At 59.3% G+C, this 14305-nt stretch carries 16 protein-coding genes; 4 read left to right on the plus strand and 12 right to left on the minus strand.

What is annotated here, in order from left to right; all coding sequences use genetic code 11:
• Positions 1-2 precede the first annotated feature (2 nt).
• On the minus strand, positions 3-629 hold the full coding sequence (locus LG409_RS13180; protein WP_039176506.1) for a TRAP transporter small permease: 627 nt from the start codon (positions 627-629) through the stop codon (positions 3-5).
• Between the two features lie 66 nt (positions 630-695).
• Positions 696-1772, minus strand: coding sequence for a TRAP transporter substrate-binding protein (locus tag LG409_RS13185; protein ID WP_227406859.1), 1077 nt, complete (start codon positions 1770-1772; stop codon positions 696-698).
• A 309-nt stretch (positions 1773-2081) separates the two neighbouring features.
• Here LG409_RS13185 and LG409_RS13190 point away from each other — a divergent pair, with 309 nt between their 5' ends.
• The 4 genes from LG409_RS13190 to LG409_RS13205 all read left to right on the plus strand — a co-directional run bounded on the left by LG409_RS13190 (position 2082) and on the right by LG409_RS13205 (position 4368).
• On the plus strand, positions 2082-2531 hold the full coding sequence (locus tag LG409_RS13190) for a MarR family winged helix-turn-helix transcriptional regulator (protein WP_039176513.1): 450 nt from the start codon (positions 2082-2084) through the stop codon (positions 2529-2531).
• Between the two features lie 112 nt (positions 2532-2643).
• A complete protein-coding gene (locus LG409_RS13195; RefSeq protein WP_039176517.1) occupies positions 2644-3069 on the plus strand; it encodes an organic hydroperoxide resistance protein in 426 nt (141 codons plus the stop codon).
• 184 nt (positions 3070-3253) lie between these two features.
• Entirely contained in the window at positions 3254-4114 is an 861-nt protein-coding gene (yghU, locus tag LG409_RS13200; RefSeq protein WP_144981739.1) for a glutathione-dependent disulfide-bond oxidoreductase, read from the plus strand.
• Positions 4115-4137: 23 nt separating this feature from the next.
• Positions 4138-4368, plus strand: a complete 231-nt coding sequence (locus tag LG409_RS13205; RefSeq protein WP_016914587.1) for a DUF2798 domain-containing protein — start codon at positions 4138-4140, stop codon at positions 4366-4368.
• A gap of 128 nt (positions 4369-4496) precedes the next feature.
• Here LG409_RS13205 and LG409_RS13210 read toward each other — a convergent pair whose 3' ends face one another.
• The 10 genes from LG409_RS13210 to LG409_RS13255 form a co-directional block, all read right to left on the minus strand.
• The gene (locus LG409_RS13210; protein ID WP_227406860.1) at positions 4497-6599 is read right to left on the minus strand and encodes a TonB-dependent siderophore receptor; all 2103 of its coding nucleotides are present in this window, start codon (positions 6597-6599) and stop codon (positions 4497-4499) included.
• 161 nt (positions 6600-6760) lie between these two features.
• Entirely contained in the window at positions 6761-7078 is a 318-nt protein-coding gene (locus LG409_RS13215) for a DUF6693 family protein (RefSeq protein WP_039176527.1), read from the minus strand.
• Between the two features lie 53 nt (positions 7079-7131).
• The gene (locus LG409_RS13220) at positions 7132-7452 is read right to left on the minus strand and encodes a hypothetical protein (protein WP_039176530.1); all 321 of its coding nucleotides are present in this window, start codon (positions 7450-7452) and stop codon (positions 7132-7134) included.
• A gap of 38 nt (positions 7453-7490) precedes the next feature.
• Positions 7491-8468: a lipid A deacylase LpxR family protein gene (locus tag LG409_RS13225; protein WP_227406861.1), complete on the minus strand. Its 978-nt coding sequence runs from the start codon at positions 8466-8468 to the stop codon at positions 7491-7493.
• A 148-nt stretch (positions 8469-8616) separates the two neighbouring features.
• Entirely contained in the window at positions 8617-9156 is a 540-nt protein-coding gene (locus LG409_RS13230; protein ID WP_039176533.1) for a YaeQ family protein, read from the minus strand.
• A 174-nt stretch (positions 9157-9330) separates the two neighbouring features.
• Positions 9331-10029, minus strand: a complete 699-nt coding sequence (locus LG409_RS13235; RefSeq protein WP_144981751.1) for a glutathione S-transferase family protein — start codon at positions 10027-10029, stop codon at positions 9331-9333.
• A 67-nt stretch (positions 10030-10096) separates the two neighbouring features.
• Entirely contained in the window at positions 10097-10714 is a 618-nt protein-coding gene (locus LG409_RS13240) for a LysE family translocator (protein ID WP_081139090.1), read from the minus strand.
• Between the two features lie 100 nt (positions 10715-10814).
• Entirely contained in the window at positions 10815-11588 is a 774-nt protein-coding gene (locus LG409_RS13245) for an enoyl-CoA hydratase/isomerase family protein (RefSeq protein WP_081139088.1), read from the minus strand.
• 109 nt (positions 11589-11697) lie between these two features.
• Positions 11698-12546 (minus strand): 3-hydroxybutyryl-CoA dehydrogenase, encoded by an 849-nt coding sequence (locus LG409_RS13250; RefSeq protein WP_039176547.1) that lies wholly within the window; start codon positions 12544-12546, stop codon positions 11698-11700.
• Positions 12543-14189: an acyl-CoA synthetase gene (locus LG409_RS13255; RefSeq protein WP_227406862.1), complete on the minus strand. Its 1647-nt coding sequence runs from the start codon at positions 14187-14189 to the stop codon at positions 12543-12545. The genes LG409_RS13250 and LG409_RS13255 overlap by 4 nt, the downstream gene beginning before the upstream one ends.
• Between the last annotated feature and the right edge of the window lie 116 nt (positions 14190-14305).

A 14305-nucleotide genomic window follows, 5' to 3' on the forward strand; every position in this document is an offset into this window, starting at 1 on the left:
GGTTACTCCCCCACAGAATTGGTGGATGGGTCGCGCGGCGCGAGCACCAGGCGCAAACTGACCCATAGCCGCCACAGCGACACCGCGGCAATGAAGATCACGCACAGCACCAGAGACAGGCTGACCCAACTGAGCGGCACGCCCAGAATGGCAGAACGACCACTGGAGCGAGACAGCACCTGATACCCGCCCCACACCATCACCAGCATGAGCCCCGTGATGATCAGGTGCTGAAGCGCATACAGCAGATGCGCCAGGCGCAGCGGCAGGCGGCGTACCAATGCATCCACCGCAATATGCTCATAGCGCGCAAAGGCCGCCGCCGCACCAATGAAGACCAGCCAGATGAACAGCATGCGCGCCAGCTCATCGACCCAGGGAAGCGAGTGATTGAACAGCGAGCGCCCCACCACGTTGCTGGATACCGAGACGATCAGCGCGACCAGAATGGCGCCGATCAGATACTCCATGCCCAGCGTGATCCAGCGAAACAGGGCGGGCCCCTGAGCCGCATCGGTGTCGATTTCCAGGCACCGTCGGTTAGGGTCGTCCAGATAGGTCGAGGGGTCTGTCGGGTCAGGCGTTGCCAGCACAGGCTCGGCTTGGGGAGTATGCGAGGGGGATGTCATAAAAGCTCCTGGGGCACTATCGAATCGGGCAGGCCACTGGCCTGCCCGAAAACCCACGGCAATGGCTTACTGAGACGTATGGTCTGCCACGATCTGCTGAATTTCAGCAATCAGGTCTTCCCCGATACGCGGTGCCCACTGGGTGTAGACGGGCTGAACGGCTTCCTGGAAAGCGGCCAGCTGCTCATCGTCCAACCGAGTGATCTGCATGCCACGCGCTTCCAACTGCTCACGAGACCAGTCGTCGTATTCGGCAGAGAGCTGAATTTCATACTCGGCAGACTGGCGGGCAGCTTCCAGCACCAGTGTTTGATACTCCGGCGCCATGCGGTTCCAGGTGCGCTCGGAGAGCATCATGATGAATGGCGTATAGACGTGGCGCGTTTCCGTGCCGTAATCCTGCACTTCGTTGAAGTTCGAGGTCAGGATGGTGCTCCAGGGGTTCTCCTGGCCATCCACGACGCCCTGCTCCAGCGCCGAGAACAGTTCACCAAAGGCCATGGGCGTCGGGTTGGCGCCCAGCGCTTCCCAGATGGCCAGATGCACCGGGTTCTGCATGGTGCGCACGCTCAAGCCGCGCACGTTGAGGCCCGCCACGTCGTCAGGGGTCGCGACCGGGCGGGCGCTGTTCGACAGCTGGCGGTAGCCATTCTCGGAAAACGTCAGCGCTTTCAAGCCAGTGCCTTCAAAAGCATCCAGCATGTTCTGGGCCGCATCGCTCTGCATGACGGCAATGGCGGCTTCACGGCTGGGCAACAGGAACGGCAAATCGAACACCGACAGCGCCTGCACGTAGCCGGTCGTGGCCGAGCTGGAAGGGTAAGTCATGTCCAGCGTTCCGGTCTGCAGCATCTCCATCATCTGCACGTCATCCCCCAATTGGCTATTGGGGAAGACATTGACGGTAATCCGACCATCGGTACGCTGCGCCAGAATTTCGCCGAAATATTGGCTTGACAAGAACTGCGGGGAGGTTTCGGACAACCCGATACCCATGCGCAGCGTATGGCTACCATGGTCTGCCAGAACCTCGCCCTCGATGGCGGGCGGCGCGGAAAGCTCCGGGCCTTGTGCATGCGCCATGCCAAAGGTCAGAGTGGTGGCGCCCAAAAGGGTCAATGTGCTACGCCAAATCGTTGTCATCGTTGTTTCTCCACGCAGAATTGTTGTTAGTGGCCGGGTTGTGCATGGCCAGTTTTTGAAGGACCAGTGCTTGAATGGCCAGGCTGCCGAGCGATGCGGTAGCTCGATGGCTTGCCGATAAGGTGTGTCGGGCCAGAGGCTGATTGTTACCGGTAACATCGAGTGTATGAAGGCTAGCGGCGGCCTCTGAGCGTGTCAAAACAAATATGGTGATTTGCGACCAACGTCTAGGGTTTGTCTAAAAAGTCAGATAGTAAGTAGACGCTGGGCACGATACATTACCTTTCACGTCAACACCTCGGAGAAGACATGACAGAACTTGAGCCCTGCAACGAACTGGAGCTGGACCAGCAGCTCTGCTTCGCGCTGTACTCAACGTCGCTGATGATGACCAAAACCTACAAGCCACTGCTCAAGGAGCTAGGGCTCACTTACCCGCAATACCTGGCCATGCTGGTGCTCTGGGAAAACGATGGGATTACCGTAGGTACATTGAGCAAGCGCTTGCTTACCGATCCGGGTTCGCTCACTCCGCTGCTCAAACGGCTGGAAAACGAGGCGTTGATCAAACGCCAGCGCAGCACCCAGGATGAGCGTGTGGTCGAGCTGTTGCTGACCGACAAGGGCCGCGCGCTACGCGCCCAGGCGCAGCATATTCCGGGCTGCATCATCAAGGCCAGCGAACACTCTGCCGACGCCTTGCGTGAGCTGAAAGACGACTTGATTGCGCTTCGTCAGCGCCTGCAGTCGGACCAGTAAACGCGAATGACACTGTCTTTTGAGTGACTCCATATTTATCTTGTGTGCAAATTAAAATGGCGCTAAATTAAAATCTCTTTTTCCAAACTCGCTCATACCCTTGGAGACGCCCATGTCTATCGAAACCATTGCTTATCGCGCCCATGCCCACGCTACTGGCGGCCGCGAAGGCCACGCCAAATCTTCTGACGGCGCTCTGGATGTCAAGCTGAGCACGCCGAAGGAACTGGGGGGCGCTGGCGGTGCTGGCACCAACCCGGAACAGCTGTTTGCCGCAGGCTACTCCGCCTGCTTCCTGGGTGCCTTAAAGCACGTTGCCAGCCAGGAGAAGGTAAAGCTGCCTGCAGACACACAGATCGATGGCAGCGTGGGTATTGGTGCCATTCCTACCGGGTTTGGCATCGAAGTGGAGCTCAAGATCAGCCTGCCGGGCCTGGAAAAAGATGTTGCGCAGTCGCTGGTCGATAAAGCCCACATCGTGTGCCCATACTCCAATGCCACCCGTGGCAACATCGACGTCACTCTGACATTGGTGTAAATGCTTGAAACGCCTCTGGCCTGTCTCTCGCAGGTCAGAGGCAGCCTGCCCCCCTTCTCCCAGCGTTGCCTTTGTTCTGCCCTTGCCATTTAATTAACTCGCTAACGACATACCCTTGTAGCCAGGCTCAAGCGCCCCAATAGATTCACTACGACAACGCATGACCGCTAAACGCGAGGACCTCATGAGCGATCCAACCTATACGCCGCCCAAGGTATGGCAATGGGAACCCGGCAACGGTGGCAAATTTGCCAACATCAACCGCCCCGTCGCAGGTGCCACCCACGATAAACCTCTACCCGTCGGCAAGCATCCGCTGCAGCTTTACTCGCTGGCCACGCCTAACGGCGTCAAGGTCACCGTGATGCTCGAAGAGCTGCTGGAAAAAGGCATCACCGACGCCGAATACGATGCCCACCTGATTCAGATCGGTGAAGGCGACCAGTTTGGCAGCGGGTTCGTGGAGGTGAACCCCAATTCGAAGATCCCGGCACTGATGGACCATAGCGTTCAGCCACCCCAGCGGGTCTTCGAGTCAGGGGCCATCCTGCTCTATCTGGCCGAAAAATTTGGTGCCTTTCTGCCCAGCGACCCCGCCAAGCGTACCGAATGCCTTTCCTGGCTGTTCTGGCAGATGGGCAGCGCACCGATGCTGGGCGGCGGCTTTGGGCATTTTTATGCCTATGCGCCGGAAAAGTATCAGTACCCCATCGACCGCTACACCATGGAAGTGAAGCGCCAACTGGACGTACTCGACCGTCACCTGGCAGACAACCGTTATATGGCGGGCGACGAATACACGATTGCCGACATGGCGATCCACCCCTGGTATGGCGCACTGGTCAAGAACCGTGTGTATGAGGCAGCCGAATTTCTGGAGGCCCACACCTACACCCACGTGCTGCGCTGGACCGAAGAGATCGATGCCCGTCCCGCCGTGCAACGAGGCCGCATGGTCAACCGCACCTGGGGAGAACCCCATGAGCAGCTTCATGAACGCCACGATGCCAGCGACTTCACTGAAAAAACCGAAGACAAGCGTTAATTCGCGTATCAGGAAAACGTACGATGTTCGATCCGAAATACGCCCAGCTGATATTTTCATGCCTCATGGCGCTGTTCATGTCATGCATCATGTCGCTGGTGATTACGCTGTATAACGTGGGACTCGTGGATGGGATCGTGATGATTTGGCTCAAAGCGTGGCTGTTTGCCTTTGCCGTCGCGCTGCCGGTGATCAATCTGGTCTCCCCTATCGTGCGACGGCTGGTGAAGCTGCTGATCAAACAGCCACGCTAAGCGTCGACTCACGAAGAGACCCAAAAAGGCAACGGGGCCTGCTCATCGCAGGCCCCGTTGTTGATGTAGCGAGTTCATGTAGCGAGTTCATGTGGCGGTATGCCGCCGTATCTCACGCGGCATGTATATCAAAACTGATAGCGTACGTTGGCCGTGACGCTGCGGCGATCACCGTAGCCACAGTCGCCTCCGTCATAGCGGCACCAGGAGATGTACTCTTCGTCGGTGGCGTTTTTCAGGTCGACCGAGAAATCCCACTCGCCCAGGGTGTAACCCACCATCGCATCGTACAACGTGCTGGAAGGCACCAGCGGTGCTTCGGCAGCGCCTCCGTTATCACCCACATAGCGCACGCCTGCGCCCACGCGCCAGTGGTTGCCCACGTACAAACGATTCCACCAGGAGACCTGCTCTTCAGCCACGTAGGGCAGCCTCGCGCCGGTAGCATCATTGGTGGCATTGAGATTGGTATAAGCCAGCTGCGTCTCGAACTGCTGCCAACGCTTGTTGAGCTGCAGCTCCCAACCATCCACCACGGCACCCACCTGCTCGACGCCACCGGGCGTGGCGCCATCGCTGATCCGGTTCTGCTGGGTAATGTCGAAATACGCTGCACTGACCGCCAACGACTGATCAGGCGACACATACTTGAAGCCAATCTCTTCCTGGTCACCCGTGGTAGGCTTGAGCGGGCTCGGATTTGCCGTCCCGTCACTGCCCAGGTTCATCGAGAACGCTTCGGAGTAGCTGACGTAAGGTGAAAAGCCGTTATCAAAGCGATACATCAGCCCGATACGCCCTGTCGTCTGCGCTTCGTCGCTGACCGTATCGGGCCCCGACAGCGCCAGCGTGCGGTTCTCGGCCCAGTCACGACGCAGGCCCGCAGAGATCACCACCGGCCCCACTTCGATGTGATCGGCCAGATAGACTCCCACCTGCTCGATCCGGTTATCGGGCCGACCGGTTGGCGTCAGCGAATCCAATTGCAGATTACCGTAACGTGGCTGGTAGACGTTGAAGCGACCGCCACCCCCCGTCACGGAGCTGTAGTTGTCTTGTGCCCAACGGGCATCCTGACGATCGATCCCGGCCACCAGGGTGTGTTCTGTCGCCCCCAGGGCAAATTCACCGGCAAGCCGAGCGTCCAGGTTCAAAATGCGGGTGTCGGCATCGGCCGTGAAGATCGTCCGGTTGACCTCACCGTTGGCATCCGGAACGCTGGGGATATCGACCCAGTGCTCGCGTGTCTCGGTGCTGGAGTTGGTGTAGCGCGCCGTGGCCGAGAAGGCCCATTCATCGTTGAGCTGCTGATCAACGAACAGCGTGGTCTCGGTTTTCTCGCTATCGTAACGGTCCCAGCCGGGCTCACCCACGAAACGCTCTGAGCCAATGAATCCCAAGGAGCCCGGCTGCAAAGTGCCCACCTGCGGCAGGAACTGCGCAGATACCTGGCTTCTGTCCTCCTGGCGATTCAGCAGCAGCGTCACGCGGGTATCGTCACTGGGGCGCCAGGTAAACGAAGGCGCCAGGACATACCCGTCATCCCTGACGTGGTCGACTTGGGTGTCACTGTCACGCACGAGCGCCACGATCCGGTAGAGAAATACGCCCTCCTCGTCGGCGGCCCCGGTAAAATCAAAGGCCAGCTGCTTGCGATCGAAGGTGCCGTATTGTGCCCATATCTCACCGCTGCGCTCTTCCTGGGGAAGCTTGGAAACGCCGTTGATGATGCCACCCAGGTCTGCCTGCCCGTACAGCATCGACGAGGGCCCGCGCAGAACCTCGACGCTCTCCAGTGCATAGACATTGGTGCGCACGGTGTTGTATGAACCATAGATCTGGCGTAACCCGTCCAGATAGCGGCCTGCGTCCAACCCTCGCACCTTGGCACTGTCACCACGGGTATCGAAGCCGAAATTCCCCGCATAGACGCCCGGGGTGTAGAGCAGCGTGTCCTGAATATTCTTCGCACCGCTGTCCTGAATGAATTCCTGGTCGATCACCGACATCGAAAAGGGCTGCTCGGCCATCGGCACGTCCAGCTTGCCGACGCCAGGCTGGCGTTCGGCTTCGATATAACCGAAGCGGCCCGCCGTCTCTGCGGTGACTTCCACCGTTTCCAGATTCACATTGCCAACGGGGTTCTCTTGCGCCTGCAGCGACGTGGTGACCGCCGCCAGCGCAACGGCCACGCCTAAAGTGCGCAGCCGAAAGGTAGGTAGATGGTTCATCTTGGATCCCAGAGCGAATAGTAATATTAATGAGAGTAATTTTTATTCGCGCAAAATATAGAATCCGAACGTTGGGTTGTCAACGTGAACCTATGGCTGCCAACGTGAACCTGTGAAAGGGGGTGCCCGCTGACAGGCAGCGGGCGGAGGAACCGGCAGAACTACAGCACGCGTGAGTTGTTCAACGCGTAGTTCCAGACGCGGTAAAAGTAGAAGATATAGCCAATCCCCAAGGTGATAAACGAAATCACCATCCACAGGATGATATGGCCGATATTGCTGAAGATATTGATATCGCAGACCATTTTTCGCTCTACTCCACTGGCATGGTCGACCACGCTAGTACGATTGATGACAAAGCGAGCAAAGGAGTACGGAAAGAAAAACAGCGCGATCCCCAGCGTAAAAATCGTCAGTAACAGCCACACCAGCAGGTGGCCCACGATATCCAGAATGGACAGATTGGCTTTGATGGTCACAGGGTGCCTATCGATGCAGTAAGAGTGGCGTGCAGATTACCACACGCCGGGATTCAGGAGCGCGAAGCCCACCAGTCGGCATAAGAGCTGTTGTGGGGAGCGAGACCACCTTCGTCCGGTGCTCCATCCTGCCACCAGACAGGCCCCCGCTCACCCAGTGCTTCCTTGGCTTCCTGCACGGCCTGGCGTGCCTGGCGAAGCGCGTGCTCATCGTCATGCTGTTGGGCACTGCGCACCGCACGCCGCGCCTTCATCAACGCTTTGACATGAAGACGCCGGGTGTCTTCCGAGAGACGCGGATCGGTGCAGCGCCACAGCCGGTTCTTGGCAACGAAGTAGCGTCCATCCGGTGTCTGTGGGTACTTGCTGCTCATGCTGCCCCTCTCGGTCGTTTGCGCGTCGGCCCACTGCACTAGAAACGCTTGGTCAGCGTCATGGCGCCAAACACATCCTGCTCATCCTGCCCTTCGAACTCGCGGGTGCGCTGTACGACGGCGTAGGTCACCTGCCAGTCTTCCCAGGCCAGCGCCAAGCCCGTGGAGGCATCGGCTACCCACTCCTTGCGGTCTACCGAATGGCTATCGCGCACGGTATTACCGTCCAGGGTCAGATTATGGGCCATGTAATAGCCTTCGACGCTGGCAAACAGATACCACTGCCAGCCACGGCTCTCGCTCATCAGATGGCGCGTACCGGGGTTGGGGGTCAGGGTAGGAATGCCTTGAGCGTCGTCTCCCCAGCGCACGCTGTAGCCAGCGCTGGCGTAGGTGTACAGGTTGCCCAACGCCGCGCCGACACTGGGGCCGTGAGCAAACTGTTTGCCCGCCAGCGGAGTGTCATGCCACCACTGGCGGCGCAGCGTCAGATTGATCAGCGCTTCGTCACCCAGCTGATTACGCCAGCCCCGCGGGCGGTCGCTATTGGTGACGCGGTGTACCTCACGCTGGATACTGTCAGCCAAGGAAGAGGGCCCCACCAAGCCCACATCCAGGTGCAGATCGGTGGCCCGCTGCCACTGCCCCACCGGCACATCTTCATATAGCGACACACCACCGTATACCAGCCCTGCATAGGGGCGGTCATCTTCGATCAGGGAGCGCCGTTCGATGTTATCGGGCGTATAAATCTGGTGCACGAAGCGATACGCCACCCGGTCAGCCTGCCCCATCAACCCCGTTGGCAACGCCACGGCAAGCCGCTGCAGCCAGTTCTGTTCGGAGGGCGTCGTCATCCAGTTCAGCTCGAAGCCACTGGTGAAGTGGCCGTCATCACTGCTGGCCAGGCCATCGTTTTCGAGCTTGAGGGTCAAGGCGCTGTCGCTGGCCATGGCTAGCACAGGCAGCAGGCTAAACGGCAATACCAGGGCACGTAATACAGCAAAGGGTTTCATGGCTCGTTCCTTGAGTAACAAACATTGCTGATTGTATGTAATCTTGCAAAAAGATAGCAAGCTACTTTTATAGTCGCCTATGGCTCGCTCAACGCTGTTTCCACTTGCGCGGAGCCTGGCGGTCATCCCTCACCGCCAGTACCCTCGATCAGCGTTCGCGCAGCAGCCATTCAGGGGTGATTTCGTGCTGGCCGTTCTCATCGGTAATGAACAGCGCACCATCACTGATCATCACGGCCCAGTTGATGGCCCTGGGCAAGTTCGTCGCCACCGTAGACAGCGCATCGGCGGGTAACCCGGCCACGTGAACGTTCTTCAGCGATGCGACCGCAGGCAGCACTTTGCTCTCCCACAGGTCGACACGGCCATAGGCCAGCAGGGAAACCCGCTCGGCACGCCGAGAACACCAGGTCATGCGTTCGGCATCGGGAAGCCCTACTTCAATCCAGTGTAGCACTCGCCCGTCCAGGCTCTTCTCCCACAAGGCTGGCTCGTCCACGTCCGAGAGCCCGCGTCCAAAGGCCAGCGCTTCGCTGTACCACAGCAGGTAAGCGATCAGCCGTGTGCACAGGCGCTCTTCGGTTTCGGAAGGGTGGCGCGCCACCGTGAACCGCAGCGTTTCGTAGACGTTGCGGTCCAGGTCGGTCAGGTTCACATCCACTTTGTAGGGGGTAGCACTTAGCGCCATCTGATGACTCTCAATCGTGTTGCGAAATATTAGAGGCGTCAGTGTAGCGGATTTACGCCCTCTCCGCGCCGTCCTCCCTCCAGCCCGGCACTTCCTGCACAGTACTTCCTGAACAGTACTTCCTGCACGGTACTTTCAGTACAGCACTTTCTGTACAGTACTTTCTTTAAAGTACTAGGCGGTCGCCCGCTCGTCGCTCAGCAGCGTTGCCTGCTTCAGGGTCTCTTCTTCATGCATGGGCTCCCGCCAGGTCTCTTTCAGCGCCGCCGCATACCACGCCTGCATGGCAGGCAGAGCCAACAGGCGCTGCACGTAGGCCAGCGAGGCATCGCCCAGCGGAAGGCCAAAGGTTTGCACGCGAAACGCCACCGGGGCATAAAACGCGTCCACGGCGGTAAAGTGCTCACCCGCCAGAAAAGGGCCACCAAAACGCTCAAGCCCCTCCTGCCATAGCGCATCCAGCCGGGCCAGGTTGCTTTTCAGCCCAGGGGACATCGCGTTCATCGCTACCCGTACACCACAGTTCATCGAACACTCATCGCGCAGCGCTGCAAAGCCGCTATGCATCTCGGCACTGGCGGAGCGTGCCCAGGCCCGTGCGGCAAGCTGCTGTGGCCATACGTCAGGATGCGCTTCGGCCACGTACTCGACAATCGCCAGCGAGTCCCACACGGCCACCTCGTGTTCGCGATCGACCAGGCACGGCACCAGCCCCGAAGGAGAAAAACGCTTGAAGGTCGCGAGGCTCTCGCCAAAGCCCCCTTCGAACGGCATCAGATGCTCGTTGAAGGGGATCTCCAGCGTTTTCAGCAGCACCCAAGGGCGCAGCGACCAGGAAGAGTAGTTCTTGTTGGCGATATACAGATCAAACATGGTGCGCTCCTTGTGGTGAACACGTCATTGATCGCTTTAGCGATTGATAGCCTTGCGAGTGATCGTTTTAGCGTGCCGCCTGAACCAGCGTATTCCCGCCCAGCCCCATCAGTACGCCGCCGCCCATCCGCTGTACCCAACGGGTGGAGCTATTGGACGTTTGCAGCCAAGCGCGCAGCGGGCTGGCCAGCAACACCACGACCACGTCCGCCGACGAAAACAGTACGTTGGTGGCTACCCCCAGCCACAGCAGTTGCCATGCCACCGGCAAAGCGCTGTCGGGCTGCACGAACTGGGGCAGGAACGCCACGAAGAACAGCGCCGTTTTGGGGTTGAGCACTTCTACCAGGAAACTATCGCGCAGCACCCGCCGGGTGGTGGCCAACGGCAGCTCATCGCCACTCGTGCGAATGCCCTGCCGCCACAAGCGCACCCCCATCCAGAGCAGATAGAGCCCACCGATGATCTTCATGGCGAGATACGCAGGCGGAATGGCGGCAAACAGCAGGGCCAGGCCAAGCGCGGCCGCTATTACATGCACGTAGCAGCCTAGATGCACTCCCGCCACCGCCAGCCAGCCTGCGCGTCGGCCACGCCCCAGGGTTTGCGCAGCGGTATACAGCATCGCAGGCCCAGGCAAGTAGGCAAACCCCAGCGCGGCAACCACAAAAGCGGCCCACTGCATCGCGGTGACTCCTTTCTCTGAAAAATAGTAAGCCTGAGAATAAAATAAGGGGCGACGCATGCGCCACCCCCTTGAATAAGTAAAACTCGAAAAATAAACCCTAGAAGTTGGGTTTACGCTTCTCGACAAACGCGCTCATGCCCTCTTTCTGCTCCTGGCCTGCAAAGCAGAAGGCAAACAGGCTGGTTTCCAAGGCCAGGGCGCTATCGAGGTCCTGATCCATGCCGTCATGCACGGCCTGCTTGGCGCCGCGTACCGACTGCGGCCCGTTACCCTTCAGCTGCTTGGTAAGCTCTTCAACATAGCTCTCAAGCTCGGCCTGGGGCATTACCCGGTTGACGAGGCCGATGCGCAGCGCTTCCTGGGCATCGATCTTGCGCCCGGTCGTCACCAGGTCGATGGCCATGGCGGGACCGACTCGGCGCGGCAAACGCTGGGTGCCGCCAAAGCCGGGAATGACGCCTAGCAGGACTTCCGGCTGGCCGAAGATGGCGTTGTCGCTGGCGACGGCCCAGTCGCAGGCCAGCGCCAGTTCGCAGCCGCCGCCAAGGCAAAACCCGTTGACCAGCGCGACCACCGGCACGGGCAAGGTTTCCAGGCGTTTGATGGTGCGCAGTGCCTGGCTGGCAAAGGCGCGCGCTTCTTCCGGGGTTTTATCACGCATCTCGGTGATGTCTGCCCCGGCCACGAAAGATTTTTCTCCGGCCCCCGTAATCAATACCGCCCGCAGGCTGGGGTGAGCTTCCAACTCGACCAGATGCGCTTCCAAAGCGCTGAGCACTTCGCTGTTCAGCGCGTTCAAGGCTTTGGGACGATTAATGGTCAGGCGTACCACGCCATCGTTATCAACCTTCTCGATCACTGCGTCGCTCATGGCGGCTCCTTAATTGTTATTGCGCGTAGAAGTGGTTACCACTCAACCCTAGCGAACGCTTGGTTGGGTGGCAATCACTTCTTTTGTCGCCCCCTAAGCTCGCAGCCTGCTATTCGTAGATATAGAACCCACGCCCACTCTTGCGGCCCAGATAGCCTGCGGCCACCATGCGCTTGAGCAGCGGGCAGGGGCGGTACTTGGGATCGCCAAAACCTTCCTGCAGCACTTCCATGATCGCCAAGCACACATCCAGGCCAATCAAATCCGCCAGCGCCAGCGGCCCCATGGGATGGGCGGCACCCAGCTTCATGGCGTCATCGATGGCTTCCGGCGTGGCGGTGCCTTCCTGCACGATAAACGCGGCCTCGTTGATCATCGGCACCAGCAAACGGTTCACGGCAAAGCCTGGCGCATCGCCCACCGGCACTGCGGTTTTGCCCAGCGCCTTGGTCAGCGCTTCGATGCGCTCTACGGTGGCATCCGAGGTCTGCTCGGCACGGATCACCTCGACCAACTTGAGTACCGGCACCGGGTTGAAGAAGTGCATGCCTACCACCCGCTCAGGGCGCTCGCAGACCGCCGCCAGCCGTGTCAGTGATAGAGACGACGTGTTCGATGCCAGAATAGCGTCGCTGCTCAAATGGCTGAGATCCCGAAACAGCTTCTCTTTCAATGCGGGCTGCTCGGGGGCAGCTTCGATGATCACGCTGCAGTCGCTGAGCGCATCCAGCGCCGTGGTGGTCGAAAGCCGAGCCAGCGCTTCCTGCTTGCCCTCTGCCGTCATCTTCTCTTTGGCAACGAGCTTCTCGAGCCCTTTATCGATTGCATTTTTGGCGCGGGTGAGCTGCTCATCGGCGACATCGTAGAGCCGCACGTTAAAGCCACTCGCGGCCACCACTTGAGCAATCCCCTGCCCCATGGTGCCTGCGCCTACCACGCCAATCCGCTGTTCGCTCATTGCTGTTCCCCTGACTGGTGCTGTCTGGCTTCTTCACGCAGCACGAATTTTTGAATTTTGCCCGTGGACGTTTTGGGCAGTTCGCTAAAAACCACCGTTTTCGGCACTTTAAAGCTCGCAAGATGCTTACGGCAGTGGGCAATGATATCCGCCTCGGTGACTTCGCCGTAGCCTATTTTCAGTTTGACGAACGCGCAGGGCGTTTCGCCCCACTTTTCATCCGGCTTCGCGACCACGGCGGCCTCTTCCACCGCGGGATGGCTGTAAATGGCATCTTCGACTTCAATGGTGGAGATGTTTTCACCGCCCGAGATGATGATATCTTTCGAGCGGTCTTTAATCTCGATATAGCCGTCGGCGTGCCATACCGCCAAGTCGCCCGTGTGGTACCAGCCGCCCTCCAGCGCTTTTTCCGTCGCCTCGGCGTTTTTGAGATATCCCTTCATCACGTTGTTGCCGCGCATCAGGATTTCGCCGATGGTTTGGCCATCCTTGGCAACGGGCTCCAGCGTGACTGGATCGGCGACGCAGAGCGCTTCCAGCATGTGGTAGCGCACGCCTTGGCGTGACTTGAGTTTGGCCCGCGACTCCAGCGGCAGTTCGTCCCAGGCCGCGTGCCAGGCACATACCGTGACCGGGCCATACACTTCCGTCAGGCCATAAACGTGGGTCACTTCAATGCCCAGCTTTTCTACCCCGGCTATCACCGAGGCGGGTGGCGCGGCACCGGCGGTGGTCACCTTCACCGGATGATCGAACACTCGCTTCTGTTCGGCGGGCAGGTTCACCAACCCATTGAGCACGATTGGCGCACCGCTAAAGTGAGTGACGCCCTCTTCAGCGATCAAATCGGTAATGCGTTTGGGGTCTACCTTGCGTAAGCAAACGCTGACGCCTGCATTGGCCGCAATGGTCCAGGGGAAGCACCAGCCGTTGCAGTGGAACATCGGTAGCGTCCACAGGTAGACAGGATGGTGCGGCATGGCCCACTCGAGAATATTGCTCACCGCGTTCAGGTAGGCACCGCGATGGTGATACACCACCCCTTTGGGTTTGCCCGTGGTGCCAGACGTGTAATTCAATGAAATCGCCTGCCACTCGTCGCTGGGCAGTTGATAAGCGTACTCCGGGTCGCCCTCGGCCAGCAGCGCCTCGTACTCCAGCTCGCCAATGCCTTGGGTCTCACCCAAAAACTCCGGGTCGGCCACGTCGATGATCAGCGGCTTGCTCTCCAACGTGGCCACCGCCGCTTGAATCACCTCGGCAAACTCAGGATCCACCAGAATCGCCTTGGCTTCGCCATGGGCCAGCATATAGCGGATGGCATCGGCATCGAGGCGGATATTCAGCGTATTCAGCACGCAGCCCGCCAGCGGCACACCGAAGTGGGCCTCGAACATTGCGGGCACATTGGGCAGCATGGCGGCCACCGTTTGCCCTGGCTGAAGGCCACGCTTTTCCAGCGCCGAGGCTAACTGGCGGCAGCGTGCCCAGGTCTCTGCCCAGGTGCGGCGCGTCTGGCCATGCACCACGGCCGGGTAATCGGGATACACCGCCGCCGAACGCTCGATGAACGTTAGAGGGGAAAGCGCCACGTGATTGGCGGCTGTCGGTGGTAGATCTTGTTCAAAGATGGAGGTCATGATCGGTTTTGCACTCTTGGTTTTATTATTGAAGGTTTTATTACTGAGGGTTTTATTGGGCGCGACGCTCGCCATGGGCGATGCCTGATGAACACCGCCGCCTGGAAGGCGGCGGC

Origin of the sequence: Halomonas sp. NyZ770, assembly GCF_020616575.1 — a bacterium.
GTDB classification, from domain to species: domain Bacteria; phylum Pseudomonadota; class Gammaproteobacteria; order Pseudomonadales; family Halomonadaceae; genus Vreelandella; species Vreelandella hamiltonii.

Excerpts from the sequence above, each read along its gene's own strand:
- LG409_RS13195 (WP_039176517.1), top strand. The coding sequence starts at position 2,644 with ATGTCTATCGAAACCATTGCTTATCGCGCCCATGCCCACGCTACTGGC.
- LG409_RS13225 (WP_227406861.1), bottom strand. The coding sequence starts at position 8,468 with ATGAAACCCTTTGCTGTATTACGTGCCCTGGTATTGCCGTTTAGCCTG.
- LG409_RS13230 (WP_039176533.1), bottom strand. The coding sequence starts at position 9,156 with ATGGCGCTAAGTGCTACCCCCTACAAAGTGGATGTGAACCTGACCGAC.
- LG409_RS13205 (WP_016914587.1), top strand. The coding sequence starts at position 4,138 with ATGTTCGATCCGAAATACGCCCAGCTGATATTTTCATGCCTCATGGCG.
- LG409_RS13180 (WP_039176506.1), bottom strand. The coding sequence starts at position 629 with ATGACATCCCCCTCGCATACTCCCCAAGCCGAGCCTGTGCTGGCAACG.
- LG409_RS13210 (WP_227406860.1), bottom strand. The coding sequence starts at position 6,599 with ATGAACCATCTACCTACCTTTCGGCTGCGCACTTTAGGCGTGGCCGTT.
- LG409_RS13185 (WP_227406859.1), bottom strand. The coding sequence starts at position 1,772 with ATGACAACGATTTGGCGTAGCACATTGACCCTTTTGGGCGCCACCACT.
- LG409_RS13220 (WP_039176530.1), bottom strand. The coding sequence starts at position 7,452 with ATGAGCAGCAAGTACCCACAGACACCGGATGGACGCTACTTCGTTGCC.
- LG409_RS13245 (WP_081139088.1), bottom strand. The coding sequence starts at position 11,588 with ATGAGCGACGCAGTGATCGAGAAGGTTGATAACGATGGCGTGGTACGC.
- LG409_RS13250 (WP_039176547.1), bottom strand. The coding sequence starts at position 12,546 with ATGAGCGAACAGCGGATTGGCGTGGTAGGCGCAGGCACCATGGGGCAG.
- yghU (WP_144981739.1), top strand. The coding sequence starts at position 3,254 with ATGAGCGATCCAACCTATACGCCGCCCAAGGTATGGCAATGGGAACCC.
- LG409_RS13255 (WP_227406862.1), bottom strand. The coding sequence starts at position 14,189 with ATGACCTCCATCTTTGAACAAGATCTACCACCGACAGCCGCCAATCAC.
- LG409_RS13190 (WP_039176513.1), top strand. The coding sequence starts at position 2,082 with ATGACAGAACTTGAGCCCTGCAACGAACTGGAGCTGGACCAGCAGCTC.
- LG409_RS13240 (WP_081139090.1), bottom strand. The coding sequence starts at position 10,714 with ATGCAGTGGGCCGCTTTTGTGGTTGCCGCGCTGGGGTTTGCCTACTTG.
- LG409_RS13235 (WP_144981751.1), bottom strand. The coding sequence starts at position 10,029 with ATGTTTGATCTGTATATCGCCAACAAGAACTACTCTTCCTGGTCGCTG.